The 14,898-nt window shown below is 70.2% G+C and carries 19 protein-coding genes, 3 tRNA genes and 2 pseudogenes; 9 read left to right on the top strand and 15 right to left on the bottom strand.

Annotated features, from left to right (window positions below; translation table 11 throughout):
- The first annotated feature begins 8 nt into the window (after positions 1-8).
- A complete protein-coding gene (locus tag CF8_RS05020) occupies positions 9-833 on the top strand; it encodes a thioesterase family protein (RefSeq protein WP_010832051.1) in 825 nt (274 codons plus the stop codon).
- Positions 834-1,133: 300 nt separating this feature from the next.
- On the opposite strand, the gene CF8_RS05015 is transcribed toward CF8_RS05020, so the two are convergent.
- Genes CF8_RS05015 through CF8_RS05005 form a run of 3 tightly spaced genes read right to left on the bottom strand, consistent with a single transcriptional unit; the run spans position 1,134 to position 3,389 of the window.
- Positions 1,134-2,174, bottom strand: a complete 1,041-nt coding sequence (locus tag CF8_RS05015) for an adenosine deaminase (RefSeq protein WP_010832050.1) — start codon at positions 2,172-2,174, stop codon at positions 1,134-1,136.
- Positions 2,171-2,893: a DsbA family protein gene (locus tag CF8_RS05010; RefSeq protein ID WP_010832049.1), complete on the bottom strand. Its 723-nt coding sequence runs from the start codon at positions 2,891-2,893 to the stop codon at positions 2,171-2,173. Before CF8_RS05010 ends, CF8_RS05015 begins: the two co-directional genes overlap by 4 nt.
- Positions 2,868-3,389 (bottom strand): MauE/DoxX family redox-associated membrane protein, encoded by a 522-nt coding sequence (locus tag CF8_RS05005; RefSeq protein WP_010832048.1) that lies wholly within the window; start codon positions 3,387-3,389, stop codon positions 2,868-2,870. The genes CF8_RS05010 and CF8_RS05005 overlap by 26 nt, the downstream gene beginning before the upstream one ends.
- 61 nt (positions 3,390-3,450) lie before the next feature.
- Here CF8_RS05005 and orn point away from each other — a divergent pair, with 61 nt between their 5' ends.
- Entirely contained in the window at positions 3,451-4,083 is a 633-nt protein-coding gene (gene orn, locus CF8_RS05000) for an oligoribonuclease (protein ID WP_084623004.1), read from the top strand.
- Positions 4,084-4,129: 46 nt separating this feature from the next.
- Positions 4,130-4,205 (top strand) — tRNA-His (locus CF8_RS04995).
- Between the two features lie 60 nt (positions 4,206-4,265).
- On the opposite strand, the gene CF8_RS04990 is transcribed toward CF8_RS04995, so the two are convergent.
- Entirely contained in the window at positions 4,266-4,916 is a 651-nt protein-coding gene (locus tag CF8_RS04990) for a DUF4396 domain-containing protein (RefSeq protein ID WP_232211578.1), read from the bottom strand.
- Between the two features lie 74 nt (positions 4,917-4,990).
- Between CF8_RS04990 and CF8_RS04985 the strand changes: the two genes are divergently transcribed.
- The 3 genes from CF8_RS04985 (at position 4,991) to CF8_RS04975 (ending at position 7,381) form a co-directional block, all read left to right on the top strand.
- Positions 4,991-5,611: a DUF305 domain-containing protein gene (locus CF8_RS04985; RefSeq protein ID WP_036490275.1), complete on the top strand. Its 621-nt coding sequence runs from the start codon at positions 4,991-4,993 to the stop codon at positions 5,609-5,611.
- 36 nt (positions 5,612-5,647) lie between these two features.
- Positions 5,648-7,228: a phytoene desaturase family protein gene (locus tag CF8_RS04980; protein ID WP_010832044.1), complete on the top strand. Its 1,581-nt coding sequence runs from the start codon at positions 5,648-5,650 to the stop codon at positions 7,226-7,228.
- Between the two features lie 80 nt (positions 7,229-7,308).
- A tRNA-Lys gene (locus tag CF8_RS04975) sits at positions 7,309-7,381 on the top strand.
- A gap of 22 nt (positions 7,382-7,403) precedes the next feature.
- On the opposite strand, the pseudogene CF8_RS23650 reads toward CF8_RS04975, so the two are convergent.
- The 8 genes and pseudogenes from CF8_RS23650 to CF8_RS04940 all read right to left on the bottom strand — a co-directional run.
- Positions 7,404-7,499, bottom strand: a pseudogene (locus CF8_RS23650) (toxin-antitoxin system HicB family antitoxin); the annotation flags it as partial.
- Positions 7,500-7,520: 21 nt separating this feature from the next.
- Positions 7,521-8,027, bottom strand: coding sequence for a pyridoxamine 5'-phosphate oxidase family protein (locus CF8_RS04970; RefSeq protein ID WP_010832043.1), 507 nt, complete (start codon positions 8,025-8,027; stop codon positions 7,521-7,523).
- A gap of 170 nt (positions 8,028-8,197) precedes the next feature.
- Positions 8,198-8,497 carry a GroES family chaperonin gene (locus tag CF8_RS04965; protein WP_051204383.1) on the bottom strand — a complete coding sequence of 100 codons (300 nt, stop codon included), beginning with the start codon at positions 8,495-8,497 and terminating at the stop codon, positions 8,198-8,200.
- A gap of 52 nt (positions 8,498-8,549) precedes the next feature.
- Positions 8,550-8,798, bottom strand: a complete 249-nt coding sequence (locus CF8_RS04960) for a DUF3618 domain-containing protein (RefSeq protein WP_010832041.1) — start codon at positions 8,796-8,798, stop codon at positions 8,550-8,552.
- Complete coding sequence (locus CF8_RS04955) at positions 8,795-9,550, bottom strand: energy-coupling factor ABC transporter ATP-binding protein (RefSeq protein WP_010832040.1); 756 nt, start codon at positions 9,548-9,550, stop codon at positions 8,795-8,797. The genes CF8_RS04960 and CF8_RS04955 overlap by 4 nt, the downstream gene beginning before the upstream one ends.
- On the bottom strand, positions 9,547-10,212 hold the full coding sequence (gene cbiQ, locus CF8_RS04950) for a cobalt ECF transporter T component CbiQ (protein ID WP_010832039.1): 666 nt from the start codon (positions 10,210-10,212) through the stop codon (positions 9,547-9,549). The genes CF8_RS04955 and cbiQ overlap by 4 nt, the downstream gene beginning before the upstream one ends.
- The gene (locus CF8_RS22350) at positions 10,212-10,538 is read right to left on the bottom strand and encodes a PDGLE domain-containing protein (RefSeq protein ID WP_010832038.1); all 327 of its coding nucleotides are present in this window, start codon (positions 10,536-10,538) and stop codon (positions 10,212-10,214) included. The genes cbiQ and CF8_RS22350 overlap by 1 nt, the downstream gene beginning before the upstream one ends.
- A complete protein-coding gene (locus CF8_RS04940) occupies positions 10,535-11,233 on the bottom strand; it encodes an energy-coupling factor ABC transporter permease (protein ID WP_010832037.1) in 699 nt (232 codons plus the stop codon). The genes CF8_RS22350 and CF8_RS04940 overlap by 4 nt, the downstream gene beginning before the upstream one ends.
- A 166-nt stretch (positions 11,234-11,399) precedes the next feature.
- Here CF8_RS04940 and bcp point away from each other — a divergent pair, with 166 nt between their 5' ends.
- The 3 genes from bcp (at position 11,400) to CF8_RS04925 (ending at position 13,024) form a co-directional block, all read left to right on the top strand.
- The gene (gene bcp / locus CF8_RS04935) at positions 11,400-11,870 is read left to right on the top strand and encodes a thioredoxin-dependent thiol peroxidase (RefSeq protein ID WP_010832036.1); all 471 of its coding nucleotides are present in this window, start codon (positions 11,400-11,402) and stop codon (positions 11,868-11,870) included.
- Positions 11,871-12,017: 147 nt separating this feature from the next.
- Positions 12,018-12,090 (top strand) — tRNA-Leu (locus CF8_RS04930).
- Between the two features lie 61 nt (positions 12,091-12,151).
- Positions 12,152-13,024: a bile acid:sodium symporter family protein gene (locus CF8_RS04925; protein WP_010832035.1), complete on the top strand. Its 873-nt coding sequence runs from the start codon at positions 12,152-12,154 to the stop codon at positions 13,022-13,024.
- Here the strand turns inward: CF8_RS04925 and rdgB are convergent, their stop codons facing one another.
- From rdgB to CF8_RS22950, 3 genes and pseudogenes are all read right to left on the bottom strand, one after another.
- A complete protein-coding gene (gene rdgB, locus CF8_RS04920) occupies positions 13,025-13,636 on the bottom strand; it encodes an RdgB/HAM1 family non-canonical purine NTP pyrophosphatase (RefSeq protein ID WP_010832034.1) in 612 nt (203 codons plus the stop codon).
- A complete protein-coding gene (rph, locus tag CF8_RS04915; protein ID WP_010832033.1) occupies positions 13,633-14,370 on the bottom strand; it encodes a ribonuclease PH in 738 nt (245 codons plus the stop codon). The genes rdgB and rph overlap by 4 nt, the downstream gene beginning before the upstream one ends.
- Positions 14,371-14,384: 14 nt before the next feature.
- A pseudogene (locus tag CF8_RS22950) lies at positions 14,385-14,898 on the bottom strand (hypothetical protein); the annotation flags it as partial.

The following is a 14,898-nucleotide window of genomic DNA, read 5'->3' as shown; positions in this document are numbered from 1 at the left end:
ATGCGGGCGTGACCTTCTCCTTCTTCACCGCCGAGGCCGAGCTGCTGACTCCGACGGACGCCGCGCGCAGCCTGTGGAGCGCGGACCAGATGCACGGGGTGGCCGTGAGCGGCGCGATGGCTCGGGCCATCGAGATGAGCGTCCCGCGCGACGACCTCCGCCCCGCGCGCTACACCCTCGACATGTTCCGACCGGCGACGATGAGCCCGTTCACCATCGACACCACGGTCGTGCGCGAGGGCCGGCGGATCTGCCTGGTCGATGCCGTGCTCGTCCAGGACGGCGAGCCCAAGGTCCGCGCCAGCGCGATCTTCCTCAAGCCCAGCGAGGACCCCGACGGAGAGGTCTGGCGGCCCACCGACGACCCGACGGCGCCGGACGGGGTGCCCGTGCTGACTGCGCCGACCATCCCGTGGTTCGCCAGTGACGAGCCGTGGTCGCAGGACTTCTCGGAGCACCAGAACGCCGGACGCAAGCAGACCTGGCAGCACGGCGTTCCGGTCGTGGCCGGCGAGGAGCCGACCCCGTTCCAGGCCGTCGCGAGCATCGCCGACGCCACCACGATGGCGTGCAACTGGGGCAGCAAGGGCGTGCAGTACATCAACACCGACATCACCCTGTCGCTGTCCCGGCTCCCCCGCACCGCCGAGCTGGGGCTGCGCGGCGAGCGCTGGTCCGGCCACGACGGGATCGCGGTCGGCGTCGCCACCGTCTACGACCGTGACGGCGTCATCGGCCAGTCGATGGTGACGTCGCTGTCCAACGCGCTGCGCACCGTCGACTTCCAGCAGCACGACTTCAACGAGGACGGGACCCGCACCAGCCGGGTCTGATCCCGGCGCGCCTCCCGGATCGGGTGCAGCGCGCCGGTTAGAAAAGCAACAGGCCCGGCGTCGTATGAGATCGCCGGGCCGAACGCATTTCGGGCTGAAATGGGTGGAAGCCGGCAAGTATGAGTTGCCGGCTTCCGGTGTCTTCCGGACCGAAGTCCTTCCGACTCCTCAGTTCTACGCCCGCCCCGCGAGCCCGCGCAAGACCCGGGGCCGAATCTCTGCCGAGATCTTCGCGGCGTACGGCGTGTCGCGCCGGACACGCCGTGCGAGGTGACAGGTGGGGCGAGCGAGCGGCCCCGATCAGCCCAGGTAGTCGTCGATCTCCCCGAGGATCCGCGTCTTCACGTCGGCCGGGGCGAACGACGCGCGGACGGCTGCTCGCGACAGGTCGGCGACACCCTCGGCGGACAACGAGAGCAGCTCCGCCGCGATCGCATACTCCGCGTTCAGCGTCGTGCCGAACATCGGCGGGTCGTCGGAGTTGATCGTCACCGGGACGCCGGCCTCGACGAACAGGCGGAGCGGGTGCTCGGGCAGCGATGCCACCGCCCGGGTCGCGATGTTGGACGACGGGCACACCTCCAGCGTGATGCCCTCCGCGGCGAGGTGGGCGAGCAGCGCGGGGTCCAGGGCCGAGGACGTCCCGTGCCCGATCCGCTCGGCCCCGAGCAGGCGGACCGCGTCCCACACGGTCTCGGGCCCGGTCGTCTCCCCCGCGTGCGGCACGGAGTGCAGCCCGGCAGCCCGGGCGGCGGTGAAGTGCGGCTGGAACTGCGGTCGCGGTACGCCGATCTCCGGCCCGCCGAGGCCGAAGCCGACCAGCGCCTCGGGACCGTGGTCCAGCGCGTACGACAAGGTCGCGTCCGCGGCGGGGATCCCCGACTCGCCGGGGATGTCGTAGATCCAGCGCAGCACCAGCCCGAAGTCGCGCTCGGCCGAGACCCGCGCGTCCTCGATCGCCTCGGTGTAGGCCTCGATCGGCATGCCGATGTCGTCGCGGTCGGGTCGCACGGAGGTGTAGGGCGTGCACGTGAGCTCGGCGTAGAGCAGGTGCTGACCGGTCGCCATCTCGCGCGCCACCTCGTAGGTCAGCGTGCGGACGTCCTCGGGTGTCCTGACCAGGTCGACGACCGCGAGGTAGACGTCGACGAAGTGCGCGAAGTCGCGGAACTCGAAGAACGTCTTCAGCTCATCGAGGTCGAAGGGAACGGTCCCCGGATGACGCGCCGCGAGCTCGGCGACGATCCGCGGTGACGCCGACCCGACGTGGTGGACGTGCAGCTCTGCCTTGGGCAGGCCGGCGATGAACTGGGCCAGGGCGGGTTGCGTCTGCTCGCTCACTCGATCGCCTCGGCGAGGGTGCTGGCGTCGATGGCCTCCCCGTCCACCATCACCGTGGGAGTGCCTTGGACCCCCGCGGAGGTCGCGGCCTTCACGCCGTTGCTGACCCACGCCTCGAACTCGAGGCCCTCGATGCCGGCGGCCACGTCGGCCTCGGTCGCGCCTGCCTCGACGGCCTTCTCGATCAGCCACGCGTCGTCGGGGTGGTCTCCGTCCTCGGCCGGCTGCTCGGCGTACAACAGGTCGTGGAACTCCTTGGCCACCTCGGGGCCGGCGGCGTCCAGCACGACCGCGAACGCGTTGGCGGTGCGCTGGGAGTAGTCACCGAACCGGCCGAGGAAGTCGAGCGGGCGATATTCGACGCTCGCCCGACCCTCCTCGACGGCGCTCTCCAGCTCAGCGTCGTAGGCGTCCTCGAAGGACTTGCACGCCGGGCACAGGAAGTCCTCGTAGATGACGACCTCGTGCTCCGCGTCCGCCGTACCCAGCCGGAGACCGTAGGACTGGGTGGCTCCCTCGGGGGCAGCCGCCGTCTCGTCGATGTCACCCGCGCGGCTCTGCAACCAGACGGCCGCCACCACGACGATCAACAGGCCGCCGACGACGGCGCCGATCGTCAGCAGCCGGCGCTGCCGGTCCCGGCGCGCCTTGCGCTCCCGTTCCGCCTTCAGGGCCGCGGCCCGGGCGGCCCGCTCAGCGGCCTTGTTGCGCTTCGACATCGAGTTCCTCTCCTTCGCCCGGTCCGGGCGAGACTTCACCCGCACGCGGCGGGAGGACAACAGCATCAAGTGACCAGCGGCTGCTTGGCCAGATCACCAGCCACACGGACAGCAGCAGCAGACCGACGTCGCGGGCGATCTCCCACGGATACTTCGCCGTCGCGTCCGCGATCTCGCCGCCACCGCCGAAGCAGCCGCAGTCGATCGACAGCCCGCGGGCCCACGCCGCCGAGATCCCGACGATGAACGCGACGAACAACAGCGCCGACAGCGCTCCCATCAGCCGGGTCAGCAGCCCGAGCACCAGGCAGACACCGAGCGCGACCTCGACCACCGGCAGGGCGTAGCCCACCGTCGGCACGATCGGCTCCGGCAGGATTTCATAGGCGCGTACGGCGCGGACACTGCCCGACGGGTCGGGGAGCTTGAGCGCGCCGGCGACGATCCAGACGCCACCGGTGATCAGTCGCGCGACGAGACCGATCCACTGCTTCACGTGTCTGACCCTAGGACCAGCGCCTGAACCACCGCTGAGAACCCTGAGTAGGGTGCTCACCGTGAATGAGCGACTCGTCTGGATCGACTGCGAAATGACCGGCCTCAACCTCGAGACCGATGCCCTGGTGGAGGTTGCGGCGCTGGTCACCGACTTCGATCTCAACGTCCTCGGTGACGGCATCGACGTCCTCATCCGGCCACCGCAGGCCGCGCTGGACCAGATGATCGACTTCGTCCGCCACATGCACGTCTCCTCCGGCCTGCTCGAGGAGCTCGAGGGCGGGACGACGATGGAGGACGCCGAGCAGCAGGTGCTGGCCTACATCAAGGAGCACTGCCCCGACGGCAGCCGGCCGCCGCTGGGTGGCAACACCGTCGCCACCGACCGCTCGTTCCTGGCCCGTGACATGCCCACCCTCGAGGGCTTCCTGCACTACCGCAACGTCGACGTCTCCTCGATCAAGGAGCTCGCCCGCCGCTGGTATCCCCGCACCTACTTCGCGGCTCCGGCCAAGCGCGGCAACCACCGGGCGCTGGCCGACATCCAGGAGAGCATCGAGGAGCTGCGCTACTACCGCGAGGCGGTCTTCGTCCCGCAGCCCGGCCTCGACAGCACCGCTGCTCGCGAGATCGCGGCCAAGCACGCCGGCACGATCACCGGCCTCGGCCCCGATTCAGAATCCGCGCACTGATTGCCCTACACTTCTCTCGGTCTCGCGCCGTTGTGCGCGAGCCATGGTGGGTATAGCTCAGCTGGTAGAGCGCCGCCTTGTGGTGGCGGATGTCGCGGGTTCAAGTCCCGTTACTCACCCCAATGAAACCGCAGGTCAGGGACATGTCTCCTGACCTGCGGTTTCTGCTTTTCCACGCAGCGTCAGCGTCGACTCGATGCGTGCGAGGTCTCCGTCACCTGCTCGTCCCCGAGCCGGTCGGCGACCGAGACCACGAACCCGCCGAGCATGAACGCCACGATGGCTGCGACCAGGGTCGCGGTCGTCAGCGTCGGGATGAGGCGGCGCGCGCCGCTCACCGCTCCCCCGGCGTGGTGGCCGTGGGTCAGCGCGTGACCCTTGCCGCGCTGGAGGAGGTAGCGGTTGACCGGCCAGGCAGCGAAGAAGGCGACGGTCAGGGCGAGCATCATGCTGGCCCAGAAGACGGGGTTGACCAGACCTGCGTCCATGGCCCCCGGGATGAGGGCCATCACCGCGTTGTCCACGACCTCCATGGTCGCGATCGACAGCGTGTCCGCGGCGAGCACGAGGCTGAGGGCGGCGCCGAACCCCAGGCCCGCCTTGACCAGGGGCAGCGTCGAGAGCGCATAGCCGAACAGGAAGGCGAGGGACACGGCCAGGAGGATGGTCCAGCCGGCGCTCAGGCCGATCGCGGTGCCGATCATGAGGCCGGCGATCTCACCGATGGCGCAGCCGGTGAGGCAGTGCAGGGTGGCGCTGAGCGCCATCGAGTTCACCCCGCTCATCGCTGCATGGTCGTGCCCGGCGTGTCCGTGGTGCGGCGTGCTGGTCATCTGGCTTCCTCCGTTGTGAATGATGGAGTGGTTCATACCGACTCGAACCAATACCCTAGGGGGGTATATTCCTCATGCGCCACCCCAATGTCGGCGGAGTCCTCCGCACGACCGCCGTGGCTCTCATCCTCGCCCTGGCCGTCGCCTGTGGCGAGGACTCCGCGCCCGCGCCGGAGCGCTCCGCGACCGAGCACAACGCCGCCGACGTCACCTTCGCCTCCGAGATGCTCCAGCACCACGCGCAGGCGCTCTCGATGGTCGACCTGACCCTGGACCGCCCGCTCGATCCGGAGGTGCAGGAGATCGCCGAGCAGGTGCGCGCCGCCCAGGCACCCGAGATCCAGACCTTCTCCGAGTGGCTCACCGACTGGGACGAACCGATCCCCGAGACGATGCGCGACCACTCCAACGCCGGTCACGACATGGAGCACATGGGTGAGTCGATGGAAGGCCTCGACACCAGCATGCCCGGCATGATGTCGGCCGACGAGATGACCGCTCTCGAGGAGGCCCCCGAGGGCGAGTTCCAGGCGATGTGGCTCGACATGATGCTCGAGCACCACCGCGGAGCCGTCGAGATGGCGCAGGCCGAGACCGAGGACGGGCAGTACGAACCAGCCGTCGAGCTGGCCGAGGACGTCATCGACACCCAGAGCGCCGAGATCGAGGCGATGGAGGCCCTGCTGCCCTCCTGACCACTCCCGCCCGGAGGTGCGACTACCTTGGCTCAGGTGAGCAACGGTCAGCACAGCTACGACGTCGCCATCGTCGGCGGCGGCCACAACGGTCTCGTCGCGGCCGCCTACCTCGCCCGCGCGGGCCTCTCGGTGGTCGTCCTCGAACGCCTCGGCCACACCGGCGGCGCGGCCGTCTCGGTCAGCCCGTTCGCCGGCCTGCCGGCCCGGCTGTCGCGCTACTCCTACCTCGTCAGCCTCCTGCCCGAGCAGCTGATGGCCGACCTCGACCTCGACGTCCGGCTGGCGTCACGGAGCACGGCCTCCTACACGCCGTACACCCGGGACGGACAGGCCGGCGGCCTCCTCATCGAACGGCCGGAGGGTGAGCTGACAAGGAAGTCGTTCGCCGCCCTGACGGGATCGGACCGGGAGTACGACGCCTGGCGGGAGTTCTACGCCGACGTGACCGACCTCGCGCACGCCGTCGCGCCGACCCTGATGTCACCGCTCCCCCTGGAGCGCGAGCTGCGCGAGGCCGTCGATCCCGGCCTCTGGCGCGACGTCGTCACCCAGCCGCTCGGACGGACGATCGAGGAGCGTTTCCTCGACGACACGGTCCGCGGCGTGGTCGCCACCGACGCCCTGATCGGCACCTTCGCGTCGCTGCACGACCCGACGCTGGTCCAGAACCGCTGCTTCCTCTACCACCTGATCGGCAACGGCACCGGCGAGTGGCGCGTGCCCATCGGCGGCATGGGCGCGGTGACCGACGCGCTGGCCCGTGCGGCCACCTCGGCAGGCGCTGAGATCCTCACCGGCGCAGGCGTGAGCCGGATCGAACCGGGCTCCAACTCGGCCACCGTGGTCTGGCACGACGGGTCGCGCGAGCAGTCGCTGACCTGTCGCCGCGTCCTGTCGGGTGTCGCGCCGTGGGTGCTGCGCATCCTGCTCGGCGACGGCGAGGACGACGCCAGCAAGCCGGAGGGCTCGCAGCTCAAGATCAACTTCCTCCTGGACCGGCTGCCCGAGCTCAGGTCGGGCGCTGACCCGGCCGTCGCCTTCGCCGGCACCCTGCACCTCGGCGAGGACTACACACAGCTCGAGACGGCGTACGCCGAGGCGTCGGCCGGGCAGGTCCCGACCACGATGCCGGGCGAGGTCTACTGCCACTCCCTCAGCGACCCCTCGATCCTCGGGGACCTGGCCGCGCAGGGCGCGCACACGCTGACCTACTTCGGGCTGCACACCCCGGCGAGCCTGTTCGAGGGGCCGGGTGGTGCGGCGGCCAAGGACCTCGCGGTCGAGCGCGCGATCGCCTCGCTCGACGAGCACCTGGTCGGATCGATCCGCGACTGCATCGCCACCGACACCGACGGCAACCCCTGCATCGAGGCGAAGGTCCCCCAGGACATCGAGCGCGACCTGGCCATGCCGGGCGGCCACATCTTCCACGGCGACCTGGACTGGCCGTGGGCGCCCAACCGCGCCCGCCGCGACACCGCGGCCCAGCAGTGGGGCGTCGCGACCGACCACGACGTGGTGCTGCTCTGCGGCTCCGGGGCGCGGCGCGGCGGCGCCGTCTCCGGCCTCGGCGGCCACAACGCGGCCCAGGCCGTGCTCGCAGATCTCGGCTGACACATCTCGATTTCACCCGTGGGTCGCATGCGTGTAGAGTTCAACCTCGTTGCGCAGCGCTCCACCGCGCTGCGCAATATGCGCCAGTAGCTCAATTGGCAGAGCAGCTGACTCTTAATCAGCGGGTTCGGGGTTCAAGTCCCTGCTGGCGTACAAATGAGAAGGTCAGGACCGGTCACCGGTCCTGACCTTCTTGCGTTCGAGCCGCCTCGGCCGCGTGCACGACGAGGTCCCGGTGGAGTCCTTCACCGATGCGCACGTTGAAAGTCCCGGAGGCCTTCGGACGAGCGGTTCAGTCGAGCTCCCGGACGGAGGCCGCGGTCGTGCCGCCGAGCTCCATGGCCGGCAGGCCGAGCTTGCGGTGGTCCCAGGTCCGGGTGCGCTCGACGTCGAGGCGCACCACCACACGGTTGTGCATCATCAGGTCGAGGAAGGGCCGCAGCTCAGGTGTGTACGGCGCGTTGTAGCGCTCGAAGATCTGCAGGCAGACACGCTCCAGCAGCTCGGCGTCGTCCTCGACGACCACCCCGCGGCCCTCCAACGAGACGCCGCGCAGCTGGTCGTAGGTGTGACCGGCCTCGACCAGGAACGTCATCCGGTCGTCGCGGCGCAGGTTGCGCACCTTCTGCGACTTCGGCTTCGTCTCGAGCCAGACGTGGCCGTCGAACCACGCGAACCACATGCCGACGAGGTGGAGCTGGCCCTGCGGACCGAGCGTGGCCACCGTCGAGCTGCGTTGCTGGCCCAGGAAGGTGTCGATCTCGGAGTCGTCCATGACGATCACGTCGCGCTGCTTCACGCGCTCACCCTAGGCGGTGAGCGGGGCGGACGGCCTGCACGAGCGGGGGGATCCGCACAGGCCGTCCAACGACGTCTCGACATTCACGGGGGTAATGTCGCGACCCAGCCATCCTCACCCCGGCCGGGGCCCCGTGGCTAGACCCTCACGGGACTTCCCGCATTTCGCTCCTACAGGTAGAGGCCCGTGGAACCGGCGTCCAGCCGCTCGGCCGCGACGGCGTGCGCGTCGCGCTCGCGCATCACGATGTAGACGTCTCCCTGCACCTCGACCTCGGACTTCTCGTCCGGGTCGAACAGCACCCGGTCACCGACCTCGACGGCCCGGACGTGCGGGCCGACGGCGATGACTCGCGACCACGCGAGTCGGCGGGCACCCATCTCAGCGGTCGCGGGAATGACGATGCCGCCGGAGGAGCGACGCTCGCCCGACTCGGGGTCGAGCTCGACCAGGAGACGGTCGTGCAGCATCTTGATGGCTGCTGCGCCCGAGGTGGTGCTCACGGGTGGATCAGGCCCGCGGTCAGCGGACGATCTTGCGCAGCAGGGCGAGCACCACGATCGCGCCGACGACTCCGCCGGCGACCTTGATGATGTTGTCGGTGCGCGGGGTGCCCGTCTCGAGGTCCACGAAGCTGGACTTCACCGACGTCACCTGGCGACCGACGATGGTCTTCGGGCTGGCGCGGTGGGTGAGCTGGTCGATCGTGCTGGCGAGGCGCTGCCGCGTCTCCTCGATCTCGCGCTCGAGCGCGCTCAGTTCGTTGGTCACGCCGGAAGGCTACCAACCGAGCGCGGATCGAATCCCCAGGGCAGTTCCAGCCGGTGGGCGGCCATGAGCGGCGCATCGGTGAGCACGTCGAAGGTCCGACCGTCCGCCACCACGATCCCGTCGCTCAGCACCAGCGAGCGGGGGCAGAGCTCCAGGGCGTACGGCAGGTCGTGGGTCACCATCAGCAACGTCACGTCGAGGCTGCGCAGGATGTCGGCGAGCTCGCGACGACTGGCGGGGTCGAGGTTGGAGCTGGGCTCGTCGAGCACGAGGATCTCGGGCTCCATCGCCAGCACCGTCGCCATCGCCACGCGCCGCCGTTGCCCGAAGGAGAGGTGGTGGGGCGGGCGGTCCGCGAAGTCGGCCATGCCGACCAGGTCGAGCGCCGTCATCACCCGCTTGTCGAGCGCCGCGCCCTTGAGACCGAGGTTGGCGGGGCCGAAGGCGACGTCCTGGCGGACGGTCCCGAGGAAGAGCTGGTCGTCGGGGTCCTGGAAGACGATGCCGACCCGTCTCCGGATCTCCTGCAGGTTCCGCTTCGCGACCGGCAGCCCGCTCACGGCCACCTCGCCGGCGCCGGCGGTGAGGATGCCGTTGAGGTGGAGCACCAGCGTCGTCTTGCCCGCGCCGTTGGGTCCGAGGAGGGCGACCCGCTCCCCCTGGTGGACGTGCAGGTCGACGCCGTACAGCGCCTGGTGTCCGTCGGGGTAGGCGAATGCCAGGCCGCGGACGTCGAGGACCGGGGTGCTCATGGCAAACGTCCGTCGTAGCCGCGCGACAGCATCGCGAGGTGGACCCGCTCACCGCGCTCGTAGGAGCGGATGAACAGCGACCCCATCGCCCGCGCCAGGGTCGGCCAGTGCTTGGGCGAGCGAGGCTCGCAGCCGCGCGAGCGCATGGCGACCATCATCCGCGCCAGCTCGGCGGTGACGACGTCGAGGTAGCGGATCATGAATCCCATGATCTGCACGATCAGGTCGGGCATCCGCAGTCGTTCGAGACCGCGGAGCACGTCCTGCGGCTCGGTGGTCGCAGCGAGGGTGAGCGAGGCCAGCACGCCCAGGGTGCCCTTGATCAGCAGCGCCCCGGCCGCGAGCAGCCCCGGTTCGGAGACGCTGACGCCGAGGACGTCGATGCGTGGGCCGTAGGCGACGAACGGCACCAGCACCGCGAAGACCGCGAACGGCACCTCGATCACCATGCGCTTGGCGAGGTACGGCGCAGGCACCCGCGACAGCAGGACGACGCCGACCAGGGCGGCGGCCTCGACGGCGAACACGGCATAGGCCTGGCGCGGCGTGGCGACGACCACGAGCATGAAGACGACGAGGGCGACGATCTTCAGGTGGGCCGGCGCGCGGTGGATAGGACTGTGCGCGTGGAAGTGCAGGCGGTGGCCGTGGCCGGCGCCCATCAGCCGTCGTCCTGGTCGGTGCCCGGCTCCTCGGCGCGGGAGCGGCGGCCGAGGGTCCAGAAGAGCGCACCGCCGAGCAGCGCGACCAGCCCCACCCCGGCCAGCCCGGCCAGGGCGCCGCTGAGGCGCTCGTCCTCGACCCCCTCGGTCTGGTAGTCGGCCAGCGGGCTGTCGTCCGTCGCCGAGTCCTCGGCCGAGTCACCGAAGCCGGTCTGGCCGGCGACGTACTCCAGGCCGTCGGGGTGGCTGCTGGCGTAGTAGCTCGCCACCCCGGCGAGCAGCAGCGTCAGCAGGACGCCGATCGCGAAGAAGGTGCGCCGGTTCATCGCACGACCTGCGAGTCGGGCAGGCGGATCTCGAGCTCGCGGGCCTGTAGCACCGGCGCGGCGCCGTACACGAGGTCGGGGCGCACGCCGATCACGCTGGCGACGACCAGGCCGGTGATGGCCGCCTCCCCCAGCGCGATCAGGGTGTGCCAGCCCACCATCGCGACCAGCACCTTGGCCGGGTCGACCGGGAGGGTGCCACCGAGCGAGAAGAGGGCAGTGAAGGTCGTGGCGGCCGCGAGCACGCTGACGAAGCCGGCGACGGCCGCCGCGGCCACGATCGAGGGCGTACTGCGCGGCAGAACCCGGCGCAGCCCCGCGAAGACCAGCCACCCGATGCCGGCGCCGACGAGCGCCATCAACGTGACATTGGTGCCCAGCGCGGTGATGCCGCCGTCGGCCATGAACAGGGCCTGGACGAGCAGCACCACCGAGATGCAGAGCACGGCCGACCACGGACCGACGAGGACCGCCGCCAGCGCTCCGCCGAGGAGGTGGCCGCTGGTGCCGGCGCCGACCGGGAAGTTGATCATCTGAGCGGCGAACACGAAGGTGGCGACGAGGCCTGCCATCGGGGCCGTTCGGTCGTCGAGCTCGCGGCGCGCACCCCGCAGGGCGAGTCCCACGCCAGCAGCCGCGATCGCACCCGTCGCCAACGAGGTCGGTACGTCGAGAAAGCCTTCGGGGACGTGCACGCGTGCCTCCTGGAGCGGTCGGTAGATTGCCGGTGGGCGGGCTCCCCCGAACGCCGCCCACCTGGCACCGCCACCTTATTGCATCTTGTTTGCAACAACCACCTGACCCCAACGACGGGATCCGACCTGTCCGCCCGGGCAGGTCCCCCGACCCAGGAGACCCCGGATGACCGACCGCCTCGCCCCCGGCGACACCGCCCCCGACTTCACCCTCACCGACGACACCGGCGCCGAGGTGACGCTGTCCGGGCTCCGCGGACGCAAGGTGATCGTTTACTTCTACCCCGCCGCCATGACCCCCGGTTGCACCAAGCAGGCCTGCGACTTCACCGAGTCCCTGGAGTCGCTCAAGGGCGCCGGCTACGAGGTGCTGGGAGTCTCGAAGGACAAGCCCGCCAAGCTCGCGAAGTTCCGCGAGCGTGACCAGCTCACGCTCGCGCTGCTGTCCGACGAGTCGCTGGAGGTCCACCGGGCCTACGGCGCGTTCGGCGAAAAGAAGCTCTACGGCAAGGTCGTCGAGGGCGTCATCCGCTCGACCTTCGTGATCGACGAGGACGGCAAGATCGAGCTCGCGCAGTACAACGTCAAGGCCACCGGCCACGTCGCCAAGCTGCGTCGGGACCTCGGGCTCGACTGACGGCGGGCTGCGCTGCTCGTCGGGGGGCGCCGGGTAGTCAAGTGAGACCTTGTGGGAAAACCGTCGACGGAGTGCAAACTCTCACTCAACTACCCCGCGCACCCCGCGCGTACCCGTCCGCGCAAGCACCTACGCTGGGCGCACCAGGCGCTCGTAGCCCAACGGCAGAGGCAACAGGTTTAGGTCCTGTCCAGTGAGAGTTCGAATCTCTCCGAGCGCACCCCACGCAACGTGATCGCGATTTCGGCCCCGCCGAGGCCTCACGTCGCTAGTGTCCGCACATGGACTCTGCGCTGACAACCATCGGGCTCCCGATCGCACTCGGCATCATCATGCTCGGACTCGGGCTCGACCTGACGATGGCCGACTTCCGTCGCATCGGGAAGAACCCCAAGGCCGTGCTGGTGGCCCTCGCTGCACAGCTGGTGATCCTGCCGATCATCTGCTTCGGCCTGGTGCTGCTCTTCGACCTGCCACCGCTGCTCGGCATCGGCATGATGCTCCTCGCGGCCAGCCCGGGCGGGACGACCGCCAACCTGTTCAGCCACCTGTTCCGCGGCGACGTCGCGCTCAACATCACGCTGACCGCGATCAACTCGATCATCGCGATCGCGACGCTGCCGATCATCACCAACCTCGCGATCGCCTACTTCGACCGCAGCGACGACGTCAGCATGCCCTTCGCCGAGGTGGTCAAGGTGTTCGCCATCATCTTGATCCCGGTCGGCATAGGCATGGCGATCCGTCACCGTTCACCCGAGTTCGCCGCCCGCATGGACCGCCCGGTCCGCATCGGCTCGGCCATCATCCTGGCGACCCTGGTCCTGGGCATCATGGTCGACCAGCGCAACAACATCCTCGACTACCTCGGTGACGTCGGCCTGATCGCGGCCATCTTCTGCGCGACCAGCCTCGTCGTGGGCTACGTCATCCCCAGGGCCGTCGGCATCGTCGAGTCCCAGGCCATCGCGTCGTCGTTCGAGATCGGGGTGCACAACGGGGCCCTGGCGATCTTCGTCGCGGTCGAGGTCCTCGACAGCGTCGAGATCTCGGTGCCGGCCGCGGTCTACTCCGTCGTCATGTTCGCCCTGGCCACCCTGTGGGGGATGGCCGTCTGCCTCAAGATCGACTCGCAGGAATACGTCGACGCCTGATCAGGCGAGCGCCGCGGCGATCCGCGGCGCCAGCGCCCGCAGCGCCTGGCCGCGGTGGGAGATGCGGTCCTTCTCGGCCGGGTCGAGCTCGGCGGAGGTCAGGTCGGCCTCGGCGTGCTCGTCCGCCACGAAGAGCACGTCGTAGCCGAAGCCACCGCTGCCCCGCGTCTCCCGGATGATCCGGCCGGGCATCCGGCCGTGCTCGACCAGCTCGGCGCCGTCGGCACCGACGAACGCGACGGCGCACTCGAACCACGCGTCGCGCCTCTCGTCCGGTACGTCGCTGAGCTGGGCGAGCAACAGAGCGTTGTTGCGCTCGTCGCTCTTGGGAGGGCCGGCCCAGCGAGCCGAGAGCACGCCCGGCATCTCGTTGAGCGCGCTCACGCACAACCCGCTGTCGTCGGCGATCGTCGGCAGCCCGGTCGCCGCGAACCCGGCGCGCGCCTTGAGCAGGGCGTTGCCCTCGAACGTCGGCTGGTCCTCGACCGGCTCGGCGTAGTCGGTGACGTCATCGAGCCCGACGACCTCCACCCCGTCGACGTGCTCGGCCAGGATGCGCTGCATCTCCACCAGCTTCTTGGCGTTGCGCGAGGCGAGGAAGACGCGGCTCATCGAGCGAGCGCCTCCTGCTGCAGGCGCGTCAGGTCGACGCAGCCCTTGGCCGCCAGGTCGAGCAGCGCGTCCAGCTCGGCGCGGTCGAAGGCAGCGCCCTCGGCCGTGCCCTGCACCTCGACGAAGGACCCGGTGCCGGTCATTACGACGTTCATGTCGGTCTCGGCCCGGACGTCCTCCTCGTAGGGCAGGTCGAGGCGCGGCACGCCGTCGATGATGCCGACGCTGACGGCAGCGACCGAGCCGGTCAGCGGCTCACCCATCAGCGCACCGGTCGAGCGCAGGTGGGCGACCGCGTCGGCGAGGGCGACGTAGGCGCCCGTGATCGCGGCGGTGCGGGTGCCACCATCGGCCTGGAGCACGTCGCAGTCGAGAACGATCGTGTTCTCGCCGAGTGCCTGGTAGTCGATGATCGCCCGCAGCGAGCGGCCGATCAGGCGCGAGATCTCGTGGGTGCGACCACCGATGCGGCCCTTGACCGACTCGCGGTCGGAACGGGTGTTGGTCGCCGCGGGGAGCATCGCGTACTCGGCCGTCACCCAGCCCAGGCCCGAGCCCTTGCGCCAGCGCGGCACGCCCTCGGAGGCCGACGCCGAGCACAGCACCTTGGTGCCGCCGAACTCGACCAGCACCGAGCCGGCGGCGTGGTCGAGCCAGTTGCGGGTGATGGTGATCGGGCGGAGCTGGTCGTCCGTGCGGCCGTCGGCGCGTGCGGGGGCGATGGGAGTCGTCATGGGGACAAACCTAGTCAGGCGACGACCTCGTCGCGGAGTGGGCCGACGTCGGGCCCCGGCAGGGCCGGCATCCGCGCCAGCTCGCGGCCTCGCCGGGCACCCAGCTCCGCCAGCGCCATCCGCGCTCCCCACGGTCCGAGGTCCCCCGCCCGCCGCGCGAGCCACGGCAGGCCCGCCCTGGCCAGCCAGGCCAGGTCCTCCCGGCGTGAGGGCGCCAGACCCGCGTCGCTCCCGGCCGGAGGAGGCACGACGAGATATCCGCGCTCGGCCAGCAGCTCGGCGTACCACCGCGCGACCGCCCGGTGACCCGACCCCGAGGGATGCAGCCGATCCACCGACCAGAAGGCCCGCGTCGCCACCTCCGGACGCTGCGCCAGGTCGATGCGCACCCCGCCGTGCTGCGCATGGATCTCGTCGTACGTCGCATTGAGCTGCTGGATCCGCCGCCACATCGGCCGTCGGAGCCAGCCGGGGAGGCCGAGCACCGAGGCATGGTCGTGGTAGCGGACCGTCAGCAGCAGGGCACCG

It is taken from the genome of Nocardioides sp. CF8 (assembly GCF_000389985.1).
GTDB lineage: Bacteria > Actinomycetota > Actinomycetes > Propionibacteriales > Nocardioidaceae > Nocardioides > Nocardioides allogilvus.
This window is presented reverse-complemented; position numbering and strand designations above follow the sequence as displayed.